This window comes from Streptomyces spororaveus, assembly GCF_016755875.1.
GTDB lineage: Bacteria > Actinomycetota > Actinomycetes > Streptomycetales > Streptomycetaceae > Streptomyces > Streptomyces spororaveus.
Window position 1 is genome coordinate 7307963 of the sequence record NZ_BNED01000005.1, and the last position, 15892, is coordinate 7323854.

General features: G+C 69.9%; 12 protein-coding genes and 2 pseudogenes. 8 read left to right on the top strand and 6 right to left on the bottom strand.

Annotated elements, in window-relative coordinates; genetic code table 11:
- Window positions 1-90: 90 nt before the first annotated feature.
- Both Sspor_RS35435 and Sspor_RS35440 read right to left on the bottom strand, forming a co-directional pair.
- Window positions 91-498, bottom strand: coding sequence for an FKBP-type peptidyl-prolyl cis-trans isomerase (locus Sspor_RS35435; protein WP_202202756.1), 408 nt, complete (start codon window positions 496-498; stop codon window positions 91-93).
- A gap of 143 nt (window positions 499-641) precedes the next feature.
- The gene (locus tag Sspor_RS35440) at window positions 642-938 is read right to left on the bottom strand and encodes a hypothetical protein (RefSeq protein ID WP_202202757.1); all 297 of its coding nucleotides are present in this window, start codon (window positions 936-938) and stop codon (window positions 642-644) included.
- Between the two features lie 415 nt (window positions 939-1353).
- On the opposite strand from Sspor_RS35440, the gene Sspor_RS35445 reads away from it, so the two are divergent.
- Together Sspor_RS35445 and Sspor_RS35450 are read left to right on the top strand one after the other, a co-directional pair.
- Window positions 1354-2730, top strand: a complete 1377-nt coding sequence (locus tag Sspor_RS35445; protein WP_373318876.1) for a DUF5685 family protein — start codon at window positions 1354-1356, stop codon at window positions 2728-2730.
- Window positions 2731-2937: 207 nt separating this feature from the next.
- Window positions 2938-4452: a DHA2 family efflux MFS transporter permease subunit gene (locus tag Sspor_RS35450; protein ID WP_237404166.1), complete on the top strand. Its 1515-nt coding sequence runs from the start codon at window positions 2938-2940 to the stop codon at window positions 4450-4452.
- Window positions 4453-4853: 401 nt separating this feature from the next.
- On the opposite strand, the gene Sspor_RS35455 is transcribed toward Sspor_RS35450, so the two are convergent.
- From Sspor_RS35455 to Sspor_RS35465, 3 genes are all read right to left on the bottom strand, one after another.
- Window positions 4854-5798, bottom strand: coding sequence for a 5'-nucleotidase (locus Sspor_RS35455; protein WP_202202759.1), 945 nt, complete (start codon window positions 5796-5798; stop codon window positions 4854-4856).
- Window positions 5799-5983: 185 nt separating this feature from the next.
- Window positions 5984-7102, bottom strand: coding sequence for a fatty acid desaturase family protein (locus tag Sspor_RS35460; RefSeq protein ID WP_202202760.1), 1119 nt, complete (start codon window positions 7100-7102; stop codon window positions 5984-5986).
- A gap of 7 nt (window positions 7103-7109) precedes the next feature.
- On the bottom strand, window positions 7110-8165 hold the full coding sequence (locus Sspor_RS35465; protein ID WP_237404167.1) for a ferredoxin reductase: 1056 nt from the start codon (window positions 8163-8165) through the stop codon (window positions 7110-7112).
- 86 nt (window positions 8166-8251) lie between these two features.
- On the opposite strand from Sspor_RS35465, the gene Sspor_RS35470 reads away from it, so the two are divergent.
- The 5 genes and pseudogenes from Sspor_RS35470 to Sspor_RS40825 form a co-directional block, all read left to right on the top strand.
- Window positions 8252-9391, top strand: a complete 1140-nt coding sequence (locus tag Sspor_RS35470) for a PucR-like N-terminal domain-containing protein (protein WP_202202761.1) — start codon at window positions 8252-8254, stop codon at window positions 9389-9391.
- A gap of 276 nt (window positions 9392-9667) precedes the next feature.
- Window positions 9668-10572: pseudogene (locus Sspor_RS40815) on the top strand (PEP/pyruvate-binding domain-containing protein); the annotation flags it as partial.
- A gap of 720 nt (window positions 10573-11292) precedes the next feature.
- Window positions 11293-12255 (top strand): PEP-utilizing enzyme, encoded by a 963-nt coding sequence (locus Sspor_RS40820; RefSeq protein WP_237404433.1) that lies wholly within the window; start codon window positions 11293-11295, stop codon window positions 12253-12255.
- A 55-nt stretch (window positions 12256-12310) separates the two neighbouring features.
- A complete protein-coding gene (gene zapE, locus Sspor_RS35480; protein ID WP_237404168.1) occupies window positions 12311-13438 on the top strand; it encodes a cell division protein ZapE in 1128 nt (375 codons plus the stop codon).
- Between the two features lie 627 nt (window positions 13439-14065).
- Window positions 14066-14254: pseudogene (locus Sspor_RS40825) on the top strand (tyrosine-type recombinase/integrase); the annotation flags it as partial.
- A 44-nt stretch (window positions 14255-14298) separates the two neighbouring features.
- Here the strand turns inward: Sspor_RS40825 and Sspor_RS35485 are convergent.
- On the bottom strand, window positions 14299-14859 hold the full coding sequence (locus Sspor_RS35485; protein WP_202202764.1) for a hypothetical protein: 561 nt from the start codon (window positions 14857-14859) through the stop codon (window positions 14299-14301).
- Between the two features lie 205 nt (window positions 14860-15064).
- Here Sspor_RS35485 and trhA point away from each other — a divergent pair, with 205 nt between their 5' ends.
- Window positions 15065-15850, top strand: coding sequence for a PAQR family membrane homeostasis protein TrhA (gene trhA / locus Sspor_RS35490; protein ID WP_202202765.1), 786 nt, complete (start codon window positions 15065-15067; stop codon window positions 15848-15850).
- Window positions 15851-15892: the final 42 nt, after the last annotated feature.

The following is a 15892-nucleotide window of genomic DNA, read 5'->3' on the forward strand; positions in this document are numbered from 1 at the left end:
CCTCAGCGTACGCCGCGCCCGTACAGCAGACCTGACGGGGTGTCGTGCCAACAGCACGCGGGCCTGGTGGCCCCGCCAGCAGAGCGCGGGTTACCGGGCGCTGCTCCACCCGGTGGTACCGGAATACAGGTCCACCAGGTCCACCACGAAGACCAGGGTCGAGCCCGCGGGGATCAACGGCGAGGGCGACTGGTTGCCGTAGCCGAGACGCGGCGGAACGATGATCTCGCGTCGGCCACCGACCCGCATCCCCTTCACGCCCCGGTCCCAGCCCTTGATGACCCTGCCACTGCCCAGAGCGAACTTGAACGGCTGGCCCCGGTCCCAGGAGGCGTCGAACTCCTTCCCGGACGCGAAGGTCACCCCGACGTAGTGGACCCTGACCACCATGCCCGGTTTCACTTCGGGTCCCTCCCCGACGACCAGGTCCCGGACGGTCAGCTCGGTAGGAGCGTCACCTTCCGGAACCTCGACCTCGGGCTTCGTCAGTTCACTCATCGCAGCCTCATCCACTCTCCGTCGAAAACCCCCGCACGGACCGTCCGGACCCATGGGCCCCCATGCAGCAGATGGTCACGCTATACGGGTACGGCACGAGGCGCCGAGCGGACGGCAGAATGTGTGCGACGGCCCCTTGGGAATCAGGTGCCGGAGTTGTCGACGAACCCCACGATATCGAGGTATTCGATGGTGGGCGGGGCGCCGTAAACTTCCGTCACCTTGCCGACGAGCTCCTCCGTGAAGAAGGCGCGGGCTTTCTCCTCGTCGTCCCACACGTAGAAATTCCTGGCCTGAAGGCCGTGTTCGTCGAGCATGAAGCTCTTGAAGCGCAGGCCGGCCATTCCTTCGAACGGTCCTCGGAGTTCGCCGGCAATCTTCGTCAGAGCTGAACGATCGTATTTCTCGGTCGGTGTGAAAGTCACGAGCACGCCGATCATCGGGCCTCCTGTCGATGGGGGTGGGCAGCGGACGATCGAGTAATTCTCGCGGCGGATCCTAGTACACGCGGCCGGAAATTCCGGTGGTTGGGCCGCGAGTCGGAGGTGGGTATCGCGGTCGGTAACGGGGGCCAGGATTGCGTCGAGCTCCGCGCGTGTGCGCCGCTCGAAAAATGCCCGGCCGCATGAGCGGCGCGGGCGGCACCGATCCGCTTGAGCCCACCGGAGACGGACCATCTAGGATGTCGGCCGCGCGTTGACGTCACATGCGGTTGACGTCACGCCGGGTCGTGCCTCACATGCAGTCCTGCGTCCGAGAGCCGTCCGACCGGATGCGTCCGGGTAGCTGTTCCTATGGGGGAGGACTTCGGTGTTCGGAATCATCAGGCCATGCCGTCATCGCCTGGGCGAAGGCTTGCGTACCGAGTGGATGGCGCATCTGTGCGGGCTGTGCCTGGCCTTGCGCAGCGAGTACGGGCAGTTCGCGAGGGTGGCCACCAACTACGACGGCCTGATCGTCTCGGTGCTGACCGAAGCGCAGTCGGAGCGTACCGGGGACTGGCGTCGAGGTGCCGGTCCCTGCCCGCTGCGCGGGATGCGGTCGGCGGACGTGGCGCAGGGCGAGGGCGCGCGGCTGGCGGCGACGGTCTCGCTGGTGCTGGCCGCGGCGAAGATGCGTGACCACGCGGCCGACGGTGACGGCTTGGCGGGGCGCCGCCCGGTGGCGCTGGCGGCACGCCGGATCGCCCACAAGTGGGACCGTGCGGGCGTCGCGGGCGGCGCACGGCTCGGCTTCGACACCGCGCTGCTGCTCGGGGCGGTCGAGCGTCAGCCCGACGTCGAACGGTCGACCGGCTTCGGTGACTCGCTGCTGACGGTCACGGAGCCCTCGGAGACGGCGACCGCAGCCGCCTTCGCGTACACCGCGGTACTCACCGACCGCCCGGGCAACGTCGAACTGCTGGCCGAAGCAGGCCGCCTGTTCGGTCGGCTGGCGCATCTGCTGGACGCGGTGGAGGACCTGGACGCGGACGAGGCGTCCGGCGCGTGGAACCCGATCGCCGTGACCGGCGCGGACCGCGCCGAGGTGCGCCGGCTCTGCGACGACGCCGTCCGCGGAATACGACTCGCCCTGTCCGACGCCGTGTTCGTCGACGCGCGGCTGGTGCGGGCGCTTCTGGGCGGCGAGCTGGAGCGTGCCGTCGATCGAGTCTTCGATCCTCGGCATCGTCACCATCAGCACCGCCGCCAGGTGCGGGGCCCGCGCATGCTGCCCTGGCTGGGACGCCGTACGGAGACGGAAACGCCCTCGGGCACCGGCACCGGCACCGGCACCGGCACAGGCACGGGTACGGATGCGGCCTGCGGCGTCGGGGTGCTTGCGGGCGCGGTCCCGGAGCACGGGGTCATGGCGTCGGGCCGGCCGTCGGACGGGCAGTGTCGGCGGTGTCGGGAGTGGGGCCGGTTGTGCGGCGACTGCAGGTCCTGCTTCAGGTGCTGCCGCTGCGACGATGACGGCGGCCAGGACGACGGAGAGTCCTGGCAGTTCGGCGACGGCAACCGCAACGGCGGCTCGTCGAACCGGGAAGGTTCCGGCAGGGACGGTTCCGGCGGTGACGGCTGGTTCGGCGGTCAGGGCGGCGGGAACTCGGGTGGCTCCTGGGGCGGTTCGGGCGGCGGTCACGGATCCAGTGGCTCTGGTGGTTCCGGCGGCGGCTCGGGAGACGGCTGCGGTGGCGGTGGCGGCGGCTGCTGCAATCCGTGCAAGTGCTGCTGCGACTGCTGCGACTGAACGACGGATGAGCCCGGTTCCCCGCCCGGCGGGGAACCGGGTGCCGCGCTTCTCGTCGTCCTGCTCCAGAAGCCGTGTCCCGGCCGTTCCGGGTCGGCAAAATGGTTTGAGCCCGGACGGCGGCACCGACAGGATCGGAGAAGACCGATGAGTTCTTCCCGGCGCCGCAGTCTGTAAGTGTGACCGCCACGCGCGGAGGACACTCACATGACGGAAGGCACCATGCCCGCACTCCACGAAACACCCGCCCTCTCGCCCGCCCGCGTCACCTCCGTGCTGCGGATTCTCGTGCTGTCCACGTTCGTTGTCCTCCTCAACGAGACGATCATGGTCAACGCGATCCCGCGGCTCATGCGCGATTTCGAGGTCACCGCGGCAGCCGCAGGGTGGCTGTCCACGGCCTTCATGCTCACCATGGCCGTCGTCATCCCGGTGACGGGCTGGTTCCTCCAGCGCGTGACGACGCGGACCGCCTTCGGCCTCGCCATGGCACTGTTCCTCGCCGGCACGGCCCTGGCCGCGGCCGCGCCCACCTTCCCCGTACTGCTGGCCGCCCGCGTCATCCAGGCCGGCGGCACCGCCGTCATGATGCCGCTGCTCATGACGACGCTGATGACGCTCGTGCCCCCGCACGACCGCGGCCGCGTCATGGGCAACATCACCCTCGTCATCTCCGTCGCTCCCGCCCTCGGCCCGGCCGTCTCCGGCGTGCTGCTGCAGCTGGGGTCATGGCGCCTGCTCTTCCTCGCCGTGCTCCCCATCGCCGGAGCCATGGCCGTATTCGGCCGGCGCAACCTGGTCGACATCGGCGAGCCGCAGGCCGCCCCCATCGACTGGCTGTCCGTCCCCCTGGCGGCAGCGGGCTTCGGCGCCCTGGTGTACGGCCTGAGCGGGCTCGGTGCCGAGAACGCGGCCCAGGCCCCCGTGCCCCCGGAGGCCACCACCCTGGCCGGCGCCGTGCTCGTAGGCCTGTTCGTGTGGCGGCAACTGGCACTGCAGCGCTCCTCCACCCCGCTGCTGGACCTCCGCACCCTGACCTTCCGGCACTTCTCCGTGGCGCTGGCCCTGATGTGCCTGTCCTTCATGGCGCTCATGGGTGCGTTCATCGTCCTGCCGATCTACCTGCAGGAGGTGTGCGGCCTGACCTCGCTGCAGACCGGGCTGCTCCTCATCCCCGGCGGCCTGACCATGGGCCTGCTCGGACCACAGGTCGGCAAGCTCTACGACCGACTCGGCGCACCACGCCTGGTCGTACCCGGAGCCGCCCTCACGGCGCTGAGCCTCGCGCTGTTCGCCCTCACGGGCGAGCAGACCTCGCCATGGCTGGTGCTCGCCCTTCACGTGGCCCTGAGCGCGGGCATGGCGTTCGTCTTCACCCCCGTCTTCACCTCCGGCCTGTCCGTCCTGCCGCCGCACCTCTACCCCCACGGCTCCGCCATCCTGGGCTCGCTCCAACAGGTCGCGGCCGCCGCCGGCACCGCCCTCACCATCAGTGTCATGTCGGGACACGCCGCCACGGCGGCGGCCGATGGCGCCGACGCCACGGCCGCCCTCGCCACGGGCATCCGGTGGGGATTCGGCATCGGCGCCCTGCTGGGCGCCCTGGCCGTGCTGGTCGCGCTGCTGATCCGCACCCCGCCCGCTCCGCCGCAGCCTGCCGTGTCGCAGGCCCAGGACGAAGACGGCACCGCTACGAACAAGACCGCCCACACACCCACCTGACGCCCGTGGACTCGCGACCCGGCCGTCTCGCCGGCCCCGAGCACGGCCTCCGCCCCGTCCTGAGACGTGTATCCGCCCTGTCGCAGCGCGCCCGGTACCCGCGCTGCGACAAGGGGGAGGGGGGTGACTTGCGGCTCTGTCGCCCGGCAGGCGGTTCCGGGCACCTCCGTGCCTGCGGGGAAGAGCCTGGCGCGGAGTCGTCCGACGAGCAGTGCGCCAACGGCGGTGGCCGACGGGGATCCGAAGCGGCTCACGCCCGAGGTTCGCGCCGTCGAGCGATCCGCTGGCGCAGGACGAAGACGACGAACCGGCCCTTCGGGCCCCTGCACTCCTCCACTCGCCGTACGGCCACCCTGGGCCGCTGCCGCCGCTCCATCAGGGCCCCTGGGCGAGTACGCCACTCATTCAGGCCCCGGATGGGGTGCGTTGACGACTCCGAACGGCACGTGAACGCTCGGGGTGGCCGGCGCCGTGCCGGTCAGGTGGGCGACCTGGTCGTCGAAGAAGATGTGCGGGTCGAGGGCGCTCATCACGGCGGCCTTGTCGATGCCGCCGAGGAAGAAGGCGTCGTTGACGCGCAGTCCCCACTGCTTGAGGCTACGCACGGCACGTTCGTGTGCGGGGGCGTCCCGGGCGGTGACCAGGGACACCCGCAGGCGGGGCTGGTAGGCGGGGTCCTTGCGGCGTTCTTCCTCTTCGCGGCGCTGGATGCGGTTGATGCCCGCGAGGAAGTCCTTCAGGGGACCCGGGTCGTGAGGGGTGGCCGCATTGAGGACTTCGTGCGCGCGGAACCCGTCGATGCCGGCGGTTCGGAAGATCCGCTCGGAGGAGTCGCCCGCCAGTACGCCGTCGAAGTCGAAGGCGATGCGGAGTTCCTGGTCGGTGTCGTCATCGACTCGCTCGGTCGCGAGTACATGCCCCGCCGGCAGGCCGTCGGCCACCGCTTCCCGAACGTCGGAACCGCTGGCCGACAGGAACAGGGACATGTTCAGAGCGCGTATGAAGCGGTGTGACGACCGGCCTTGCCGGAACACGGCCCGACTGATCTGCAGGCCGTGCGCCGCGATGGAACGCATGACGCGGAGGCCGGTGTCCGGGTCGTTGCGCGACAGGATGATGACCTCGACCAGCGGATCGAGGGGCTCCGCGAGGTCGTTCAGCGACAGCAGGCGCCGGACGAAGGGGAAGGCCACCCCCTTGTCCAGGACGTCGTCCACGTGGGCCTCCTGGTACCTCCGGTACGCGTCCTCACCCTGCTCCCGGAACACCGCGTCGCAGTCGGCGAGGTCGAACAGGGCGCTGGAGGCGATCCCGATGACGACACGGTCGGACAGGTCGTACTTCATCTCGCCCCCTGCTGGCACACGTGCAACGTCGAGACGGTTATCGCCTGTTCGAATATGCCGAAAACATGTACGCCGCCTGCTGTGAACCAGCTGCGCTCCGGGTGGCCGCGTCTGATTCGGTTCGCCCGTCCGCCAGGTGTCGTACGACGGCCCCAGCGGAAAGGTCTGAACCTTGGTACCGGGAATCAGGCCGCGACGAGTTCCTGCTCGCGGTCCGGCGTCTTGACCTTGGGCTTCTTGTTCGGCAGCGAGAGCCGGAAGACCTTGTGCCACGCGGAGAAAACCTGCTTGGGCAGCGGCCCGGTGACGTACTCCAGCTCGTACTTCTCGAACAGCGCGCGCACCTTCACCGCGACCTCGGCGTACCGGTTGCTCGGCAGGTCCGGGAACAGGTGGTGCTCGATCTGGTGCGACAGGTTGCCGGTCATGAAGTGCATGGCCCTGCTGCCGCTGATGTTCGCCGAGCCCATCATCTGGCGCAGGTACCACTGGCCGCGGGTCTCGCCCTTGATCGACCGGCGTTCGAAGACCTGCACGCCCTCGGGGAAGTGCCCGCACATGATCACCGAGTGGGACCAGATGTTGCGGACCAGGTTCGCGGTGAACGTGGCGGCGAGCGTGGTGAGGAACGACGGGCCCGACAGAAGCGGGTGGATCACGTAGTCCTTGAGCACCTGCTTGCGGATCTTGCGGCCCACGGCCTTGGCCCGCGCGCGGAATTCCGGGTTCTTGCGGCGGCGCTTGTGCAGGTTCTTGCCGAGCTCCAGGTCGTACGCCGCGATGCCGTACTCGAAGAAGCAGGCGTTGATGAAGTTCCACAGCGGCTGGCCGAGGTGGAACGGGTGCCACTTCTGGTCCTCGTCGACGCGCATGATGCCGTAGCCGAGGTCGTTGTCCTTGCCGATCACGTTGGTGTACGTGTGGTGCAGCTCGTTGTGCGAGTGCCTCCACTGATCGGACGGCGAGACGTGATCCCACTCCCAGGTGGTGGAGTGGATCTTCGGGTCCCGCATCCAGTCCCACTGGCCGTGCAGGATGTTGTGGCCGATCTCCATGTTGTCCATGATCTTCGCCACGGACAGCCCGGCGGTGCCGATCAGCCAAGCGGGCGGGAAGAAGGAGAACAGCAGCACGCCCCTGCTGACCAGCTCGAGCTTGCGCTGCGCCGAGATGACCTTCCGGATGTAGGCGGCGTCCTTCTCGCCTCGGCTGGCGATCACCTCGTCGCGGATCGCGTCCAGCTCGCGGCCGAGCTCCTCGATCTGCTCCGCGGTCAGGTGGGCGGTGGGGTCGATGGCGGTCAAGGTGCTCCTACCGTTGGATATCGCAGGGGCCCGCCGCGGCGGACACGCAGGTCTGGATGAGGACGCCCGGCTCGGCCTCGGTGATCTCGCCGGTGCGCAGGTCGCGGACGGCGCCCGCCTTGAGCGGCGTGACACAGCCGAAGCAGATGCCCATACGGCACCCGGACGGCATGAGCACGCCGGCCTCCTCGCCGACGTCCAACAACGGCGTGGCGCCGTCCGCGTCGACGGTCTTGCCGGTGGCGCTGAACGTGACCTCGCCGCCGTCACCGGCGACGACGATGCCGGGGCGGAAGCGTTCGGTGTGCAGGCGCTCCTCGACGCCGTGCTCGCTCCAGAACTCTTCGGCGGCGTCGAGCAGGCCCGCGGGCCCGCAGGCCCAGGTCTCGCGCTCGGCCCAGTCGGGTACCAGTTCGCCGAGACGGGCGATGTCGAGCACGCCGTCCGTGTCGGTGTGCACCTCGGTGAGCCGCAGCTTCTTGTCCGCGACTAGGTCGTGCAGATCGTCGCGGAAGATCACGTCTTGCGGCCGTGGCGCGCAGTGGACCATGACGACGTCGTCGAACTCGACGTCACGCAGCATGCCCATCACCGGCGTGATGCCGCTGCCGGCCGTCAGGTAGAGCACCTTGGCGGGCTTGGCCTTCGGCAGTACGAAGTCACCGGTCGGCTGGTCGAGCTGGACCAGCGTGCCCGGTTTCACCCTGCGGACCAGGTGGTTGCTGACCTTGCCGTCCGGGATCGCCTTCACGGTGATCGTGACGCGGCCGTCCTGGCGGTTCGTCGGCGAGGTGAGGGAGTAGGCACGCCACAGGCGCCTCCCGTCGACGTCGACCCCGATCCGCACGTACTGACCGGCCGTGTGACCGCGCCAGCCCCTTCCCGGCCTGATCACGAGGGTCGCGGCGTCACCCGTCTCGGGGTGCACCGCCTCGATGCGCCCACGCAGGTCAGCACCCGCACGCAGCGGGCTGACCAGGTCGAGGTAGTCCGACGGCAGCAGCGGCGTCGTGATCATCTCCAGCAGTTTCCACGCCCTACTGCGGAGGGCTGCACTCGTCATGACCCCAGCTTGATGCGCCTCAAGGCGTAAAGTCCTGACCGCAAGACGTAAATTTCGTCGGCTGATTTGTTCGCAGGGAATAAAACATGAGCCATCCAATCCGGAGGGTCACCGAACTGGTCCTGGACCAGACAACGGTCACCGCACTTCGGGCCGCGCTGACGACCACCGCCGACGAGGTCGTGCAGGCGATCATCGACGAGGTCCCTCCCTACGCCAACGCCCTTTCGGGCCGCATGGGCGTCACCATCCGCCGAGCCGTCCGCACCGCCCTGGGGCACTACCTGGACCTCGCGAGCGGGAACGCCACGGGCGGCGACGCCGGTGACGCGGCCTACGAGCTGGGCCGCGGCGAGGTGCGCGACGGGCGTTCGATGGACGCCCTGCTCGGCGCCTACCGCGTCGGCGCCCGCGTGGCCTGGCGATGCCTGGCAGCGGGTGCCGTACCCGCAGGTCTGCCCGCCGCCGAGGTCGCCAAGTTCGCCGAGCTGACCTTCGCCTACATCGACGAGCTCTCCGCCGCGAGCGCCGCGGGCCACGCCGACGAACTGGCCGCCCGGGGCCGGGACCACGAGCGCCACCTGGAACACCTGGCCCGCGACCTCCTCGCCGGCGCGAGCCCGGACGTGCTGCTCGCCTCCGTCCAACGGGCCGGGTGGCAGCCTCCGGTTTCGCTGACCGCCGTCCTGCTGCCCGCCGCCCAGGCCCGGCCCGCCTACCGCACGCTCGACCCGGGCACCCTCGTCCTCGACGATCTGCCGGACGCCTTCGGTGTGCTGCTCGTCCCCGATGCCGACCGGTCGCATCTCTTGCGGCAGCTGACCGACCGCACCGCCGTGGTCGGCCCGGCCCGGCCATGGACGCGTGCCTCCGCCTCGTACGCACGAGCCGCACGCGCGCGCTCCCTCTCCTCCGATATCCGCGACACCGAGGACCACCTGCCCGAGCTGGTGCTGAGCGCCGACGCGGAAGCGTTCGCGGACCTGCGGGCCCGAGCCCTCGCACCGCTCGGGACCTTGCCCGTCGCGACCGCACGGCGGCTGGAGGAGACGTTGCGGGCGTGGCTGCTCCACCAAGGCAGGCGGGACGAGGTGGCGGCGGCGTTGTTCGTCCATCCCCAGACCGTCCGGTACCGGATGTCGCAGCTGCGGGAGCTGTTTCCGGATCTCGCATCGCCGCACCGGGTCCTCGAGCTGACGCTGGCGGTCGGCCTTCGGGTCGGCTGACGGGTCGCGCCAACAGCGCCTGACGGGCAAGAGCCCAGGTCAGGCGCCGTTCCTCGTGCTCCTGGAAGAAGCCGAGCCTCTTCGGTGAGCCAGGAGACCAGGAGGTTCCTCGTCTCCTGGCGGTACAGCAGTTGCACCCACGTCGACCAGGGGAAACGGGAGCCGGCGGGAACGCTTGGCGGGGTCGATGGGCGACGCGGCGGACAGGCCTGTTCGTGGGACCGGTCCAGATGCGATCATGATCCTTTCTCGGAGGCCGAGTTGGGGGATCAGGTCATGGGATTCGTGCTGTCGTTGGACGCGGTGACCGCGACGCTGGAGACAGCGGGCGGCAAGGGAGCGGCCCTCTCGGAGCTTGCGCGCGCAGGGTTACCGGTACCGGGCGGGTTCCATGTGACGACCGCCGCGTACCAGGAGTTCGTCACCTCGACAGGCGTGGCCGACCGCATCCGTGCGGAGCTCGCCGCCGCATCCCGACCGGACGCGGACACGAGCACGAGCACGGGCACGGGCGCCGGTGCGGGGGCCCGCATCCGGGCGCTTTTCGAAGAGGGCCCGCTGCCCTGCGCCCTGGAGCAGGCCATCTCGAAGGCGTACGCGGAACTCGGCGACGGCGCGCGCACGGTCGCCGTACGGTCGTCGGCCACGGCGGAGGACCTGCCCGACCTGTCCTTCGCCGGCCAGCAGGACACGTACCTGAACATTGCCGGCGAGAGCGCCCTGCTGGCAGCCGTGCGGCGGTGCTGGGCATCGCTGTGGACCGACCGTGCCCTCGTGTACCGCGCCAGGGCGGGCATCGCGCACGAAGACGTCTCGCTGGCAGTGGTGGTGCAGGAGCTGGTGGCCGCGGATGCCGCCGGGGTGATGTTCACTGTCGACCCGCTCGGCGGGCACACCGACCGGCTCGTGGTCAACGCGGCCTGGGGCTGGGCGAAGCCGTCGTCAGCGGGCTGGTCACTCCGGACACCCTGGTTGTCGACCGGGCCCGACTGGTCGTTGTGGAAGAACGCATCGCCGCGAAGGAGGTGATGACCGTTCCGACCGCCGACGGCACCGAGGAGCAGCCGGTCCCCTCCGACCTGCGCGAAGCCCCCGTCCTCACCACCGCGGAGGCCGGTGAACTGGCCCGGCTCGGACTCGCGATCGAGGAGCTGTACGGGGAGCCGCGCGACATCGAGTGGGCGCGCGAGGCGGGCTCCTTCCGGATCCTCCAGGCACGGCCCGTCACCACGGCCCCGGCGCCCCGCCCCGAGGTGTGGAACGACAGCACCGGCACCGACTCCCTCTGGACGAGCGCCAACCTCGGCGAGGCCGTCCCGGACGTGATGACGCCCGTGACCTGGTCGTTCGTCAAGGCGTTCATGGGTGACGTCATGGTCGGGGCCAGCCTTGAAGGACGCCCGATGTACGGGAACATCGGCGGCCGCTTCTACATGAACCTCAGCGTCACGGCCACCCTCGCCGCCGCGTTCGGACAGGGCCGCAAGTTCGCCCGGGCCAACGAGCTGGTCTTCGGGCGCCTCCCCGAGGGCATGACCATTCCGCTGCTGCCCGCATCCCGGCTGCGCGTCTGGCGGGACACCATCGGCGAGGCGTTCGCGGTGATGAGCCGTATCCGTGCGAACGGGAAGCAGTTGCCGGCGTTCCTGGAGGAGGCACCCGCGCGCTGCGAGGAACTGCGCGCCCGTGTCACCGCCGCGGCGACCACGGGAGAACTGTCGGCCCTGTGGGAGTCGGAGGTGGCACCGTACTTCCGCCGCTGCTGCCACATGCTGCAAGCCGCCACACGCCAGGGCGGCGACTCCCTCGTCAAGGTACGCGGCACCTTGGAGTCCCTGGTCGGCGAGGGAGACGCCGACCTGATGACCACCGGCCTCGGTGACGAAGGCCAACTGGCCAGCATGGGACCGTTGCTCGGCCTGGAACGACTCGCCCGCGGCGAGACCGACCGCGACACCTACACCCGTACCTATGGCCACCGCGGCCCGCACGAGTTCGAGGTTTCCCTCCCGCGGCCTGCCGAGGACGCGCAGTGGATCGACCGGCAGCTCGCCGCGCTCGGCACGGTCGAGGAGGACGCGTCACTGCGCCTCGCACGGCAGACCACCGCTCGCGCGGCGGCATGGGACCGCCTGACCGCCGCCCATCCCCGGCGGGTGGCGGGGATCCGCGCCGCGGTGGACACCTGGGCGGCCTCGGCACGCCTGCGGGAGGCCGCCCGCACCGAGGTCGCCCGCGTCTTCTGGCTACTGCGCACCTTCGTCCTGCGCGCCGGTGAGGTCAGCGGGGTCGGGGAGGACCTGTTCTTCCTGTCCCGCGAGGAAATCCTCGCCGTGCTCGGCGGTGACCGGACCCCGCTCGCCGGGGTGCAGGCGCGTCGCGCCGCATACGACGCCTACCGCGCGCTGCCCACCTACCCGACCCTGATCCGGGGCGAGTTCGCCCCGGCGACTTGGGCTGCCGACCCCAACCGGCGGGCCGACCTGTTCGACGCGCAGGACACGACACCCGCTACCGACACGGTCGCGGGCTCACCCGCGTCCGGCGGCGTGGTGGAGGGCATCGCCCGGGTCGTCGCCGACGTCGAGGAGGGCGAGGCCATCCAGCCGGGTGAGGTCCTGGTGACCACCGTGACGAACATCGGCTGGACGCCGCTGTTCACGCGGATCTCCGCGATCGTGACGGACGTCGGCGCGAACCTCTCGCACGCCTCGATCGTCGCGCGGGAGCTCGGTATCCCGGCGGTGGTCGGATGCGGCAACGCCACGACACGGATCCGGACGGGGGACAGGATCCGGGTGGACGGCGGTCGCGGAACGGTGGACGTCCTGGAACCGGCGACCTCGCTCCCCGGACCCGCCTGACCCCTCGGCCGGTGCCCCGACCCGAAGACCGGCTTACGAACGGATGAGCAGACCGGTGTCCCAGCACGAGCAGGCCATGCGCCACCACTTCCACCAGGCCGCGGCGCGGCGCGGATTCTCGGTCGCCCCGGCACAGGAGGCCGCTGTCGAACGGCTGGCCCGCCTGGCGGGCGACCTCGCCCGGCCGGCCTGGACGTTTCCCAGACCGCCGCGGGACCTGTACGTCTGGGGCCCGGTGGGCCGGGGGAAGTCCTGGCTGGTGGACACCTTCTACGAAGGGCTGCCCGGCGGGCGCAAACGCCGTCTGCACTTCCACGACTTCTTCCGCCGGCTGCACGACGGGGTGACCCGACCGGGCTCCCGTCGCGGCGGGCAAAGCGCCGTCGACAGCGCCCTCGACGAGCTGATCGGCGACAGCCGGGTGCTGGTCTTCGACGAGTTCCACGCACACGACGCGGGCGACGCGATGCTGATCGCACGCCTCTTCCGTACGCTGCTGGATCGCCGGATCACCCTGGTCACCACCTCCAACTACCCGCCCACCGGGCTGATGCCGGACCCGCTCTACCACCACCTGTTCGAGCCGACCATCCAGCTCATAGAGGAGCGGATGGACGTCCTGGACGTCACGGGTCCGGTGGATTTCCGCCGACTCGCGGTGTCCCGGTCGCAGGACGGCGGCCGCCGGTTCGCGACGGGCCTGTGCCTGCCCCCGGGCGACCCCGGCCTGGAGGCGCTGGGCCTCACCCACCCGGTCCCCGCGGATGCCACCACGGTCCAGGCCCACCTGAGGGAGCTCCCGGCCCGCGCGGTGCGCGGCGACCTCGTGTGGTTCGACTTCGACGCCCTGTGCGAGGACGCGACGGGAGTGCCCGACTACCTGGCCCTCGCCGAACAGTTCCCCACCCTGGTCCTGGACGGTGTGCCGCCGCTGGCCGAGGCCTCCGCGGACGGACGGCAGCGGTTCGCGAACCTCGTCGACGTGGCCTGCGACCGGGACGTCCGGCTCGTCCTCATCGGCGCAGACCCCCTGACCGCCCTCCCCGCCGGCGAGGCCCTCACCCGCGACCTGGACCGCACGGCCAGCCGCCTGGCGATGCTCCGGCGGACGAACCGAGCGGACCTGTCGACGCCGCAGCCGAGACCTGTGATCGGTGCCTCCGATTCCGCGCATTCGCCGTGAGGCCGAGGATCGCGGCGGGGAGTCCGGTGGACCGACGGTGGTCCACGGCTGCGGTGTCAGCGGCTGCCGGGGGTGCTCAGAAGAGCCCGAGCTTCCTCGGGGAGTAGCTGACCAGGAGGTTCTTCGAGTGCTGGTCGTACACCCCCTACACCGCTCCTGACCAGGCAAAATAGAGGGATCCGTCGTCGATGGCGCGGTGCTGGCCCGTAACTGGCCCGGATCTTGCTCCACCCAGCGGCGCAACCACTACTGTTCGCTGCGGCCTCGAGTGGAAGCCGGAGGGGGAACTGCGCGTCATTGTCACCTCATGTTGGACCCCACAAGCGTCACTGGGTGGCACTGGGCGTCAGCTTCGACGGAGCTCCCATGCGCCGGATGCCTCGACTTGTTCCCGATGACGCACCACGTGGAGTGCGTGGCGATGGGGGATCGCCCTGAGCGGCTGGGCTCAACGCTTGAGCACCCCTGCTGCGCTGCTGTCATGGGTGATACATAGGAAAGACCGACCAGGTTTCTGGAGGCAATCGTGCCGCTGGGAGAGGGCGCTGATGCTGACTTTTGCTGACTTCCTGGCATCCATAACGCCCTGACCTGCGAAAACGCTCAGAGAACCAATGGTTCTGGAACCTCTCCACCCAGTCCGGCGCGACCCTCAAGGACACGATGGTCCGTGCCGGGCAGTCATCGGAGAAGGCCGCGATGATCTACCAGCACTCCGACGATGAACGTCAGCAGGAGGTCGCCGGGGGTATTGACGCCCGGGTGCGTGCTGCCCGCGACAAGGGAGTGGTGCGGCGGGCGACAAGGGGCGCCTGACGGTTGAGGGGTGAGGGGAGGGAGGAGTCAGGTGACCTTGCGGATCAGACACTCGTCCATGCATCGAAGAAGGCCTCCCGCCTGGCCGGATCGGCTGATTTGTGGTCTGCATGCAGGACGCGCCAGGCGGTGAGTTCGAGGTCGCGGAGCCACAGCTCGCCGATGACCTGCGTTTTGAGGTCGGGGAGGTGGTCGGACTCGGCGAGTGCATGGCCGATGACCTCTCCGGCTGCGATGCGCTGGGGCGGGGTCATCTCGTCGAAGGCCGAGAGGATCTGCCCGGCCAGGCCGGTGCCTTCTCCTGCCAGCGAACTCAGCACGCACGCTTTGATGTTGGCGGGCAGCAGGTAGAGGGAGCCCGAGGACCTCCACAGTTCCGACCAGAAGTGCTCTCCGGACTCGGTGGGGGCGGGGAGCGCGGCCAGCAGACCGAGGAGGTGTGCGGTGGCCACGTATCCGTCGGAGTGGGCCGATGCGACGACGGCGATGTCCGCGACGCGCTCCACGTCGATGTGGCCGGCTTCGAGGCGGGGGTCCAGCCCAAGGCGCTGTTCCAGCTGATGGGAGAGGGGTGCGGACGCGTGGGAGCGGAACTCGGGAAGCATCGGCGGTCCTTGCACGTAGGAGAGCGGAGAGGCCCGTTCGGAAGCCCAAATCGTTCCCCTGGCCCGCCGAATTACACGAGTTCCACGGACCCAGTTGGCGGAAGACTGCCAGGACCGACGCGACGAGCCGGATGACCCGGCCGCGCCGTCGGACTTCGGCACACCTCACGTGATGCTGCTCCGGGTCAGCTCCTAGCATGAACTCATGGTTGCCAGTGATGCCCAGCAGTCCGAGTCAGGACGGGAAGCAGTGTCCCGGGACGACGCCGACGCCGACGGTGTTCTCTCCGCACCGACGGAAGGAGGAAGCAAGGGCTCCCGGCCCGCAGCCGACCTGGTCGAGCGAGCGGCCGATCTGATGGAGCCGATCAAGCCGAAGCTACGAGGTTGGCTCCATGCCGGCATGGTCCCCGCGTCCCTGGCCGCAGGCATCGTCCTCATCTGCCTGGCAGGAACACCGCAGGCCACCGTCGCCTGCATCGTGTACGCCGTCACCGCCTGGCTGCTGTTCGGGACGAGCGCCGTCTACCACCTCGGCATCTGGGGACCGCTAGGCGAGGCCGTCCTGCGCCGCCTGGACCACGCCAACATCTTCCTGATCATCGCCGGTACCTGCACCCCGCTCGCTGTGCTCCTCCTCGCCCCTGCCCAGCGGTCCGTGCTCCTGTGGATCGTGTGGACGGGCGCTCTGGCCGGCATCGCCTTCCGGGTCCTGTGGATCGGCGCGCCCCGCTGGCTGTACACGCCCTGCTACCTGGCCCTGGGCTGGGCGCCGGTGCGTTACCTGCCCGACTTCCTGCACAGCGGCGGCGCGGCCGTACTCACCTTGGTCGTGACCGGCGGGCTGCTCTACAGCGCGGGCGCCGTCGTGTACGCCCTCCAGCGCCCCGACCCCTCACCCCGCTGGTTCGGCTACCACGAGGTGTTCCACGCCCTGACCGTGGCAGCCTTCACCGCGCACTACATCGCCGTCTCCCTCGCCGCCTACTGAGCACGAGACGTGTCGATACATGCCCGCCCATTCGTGTGGGGG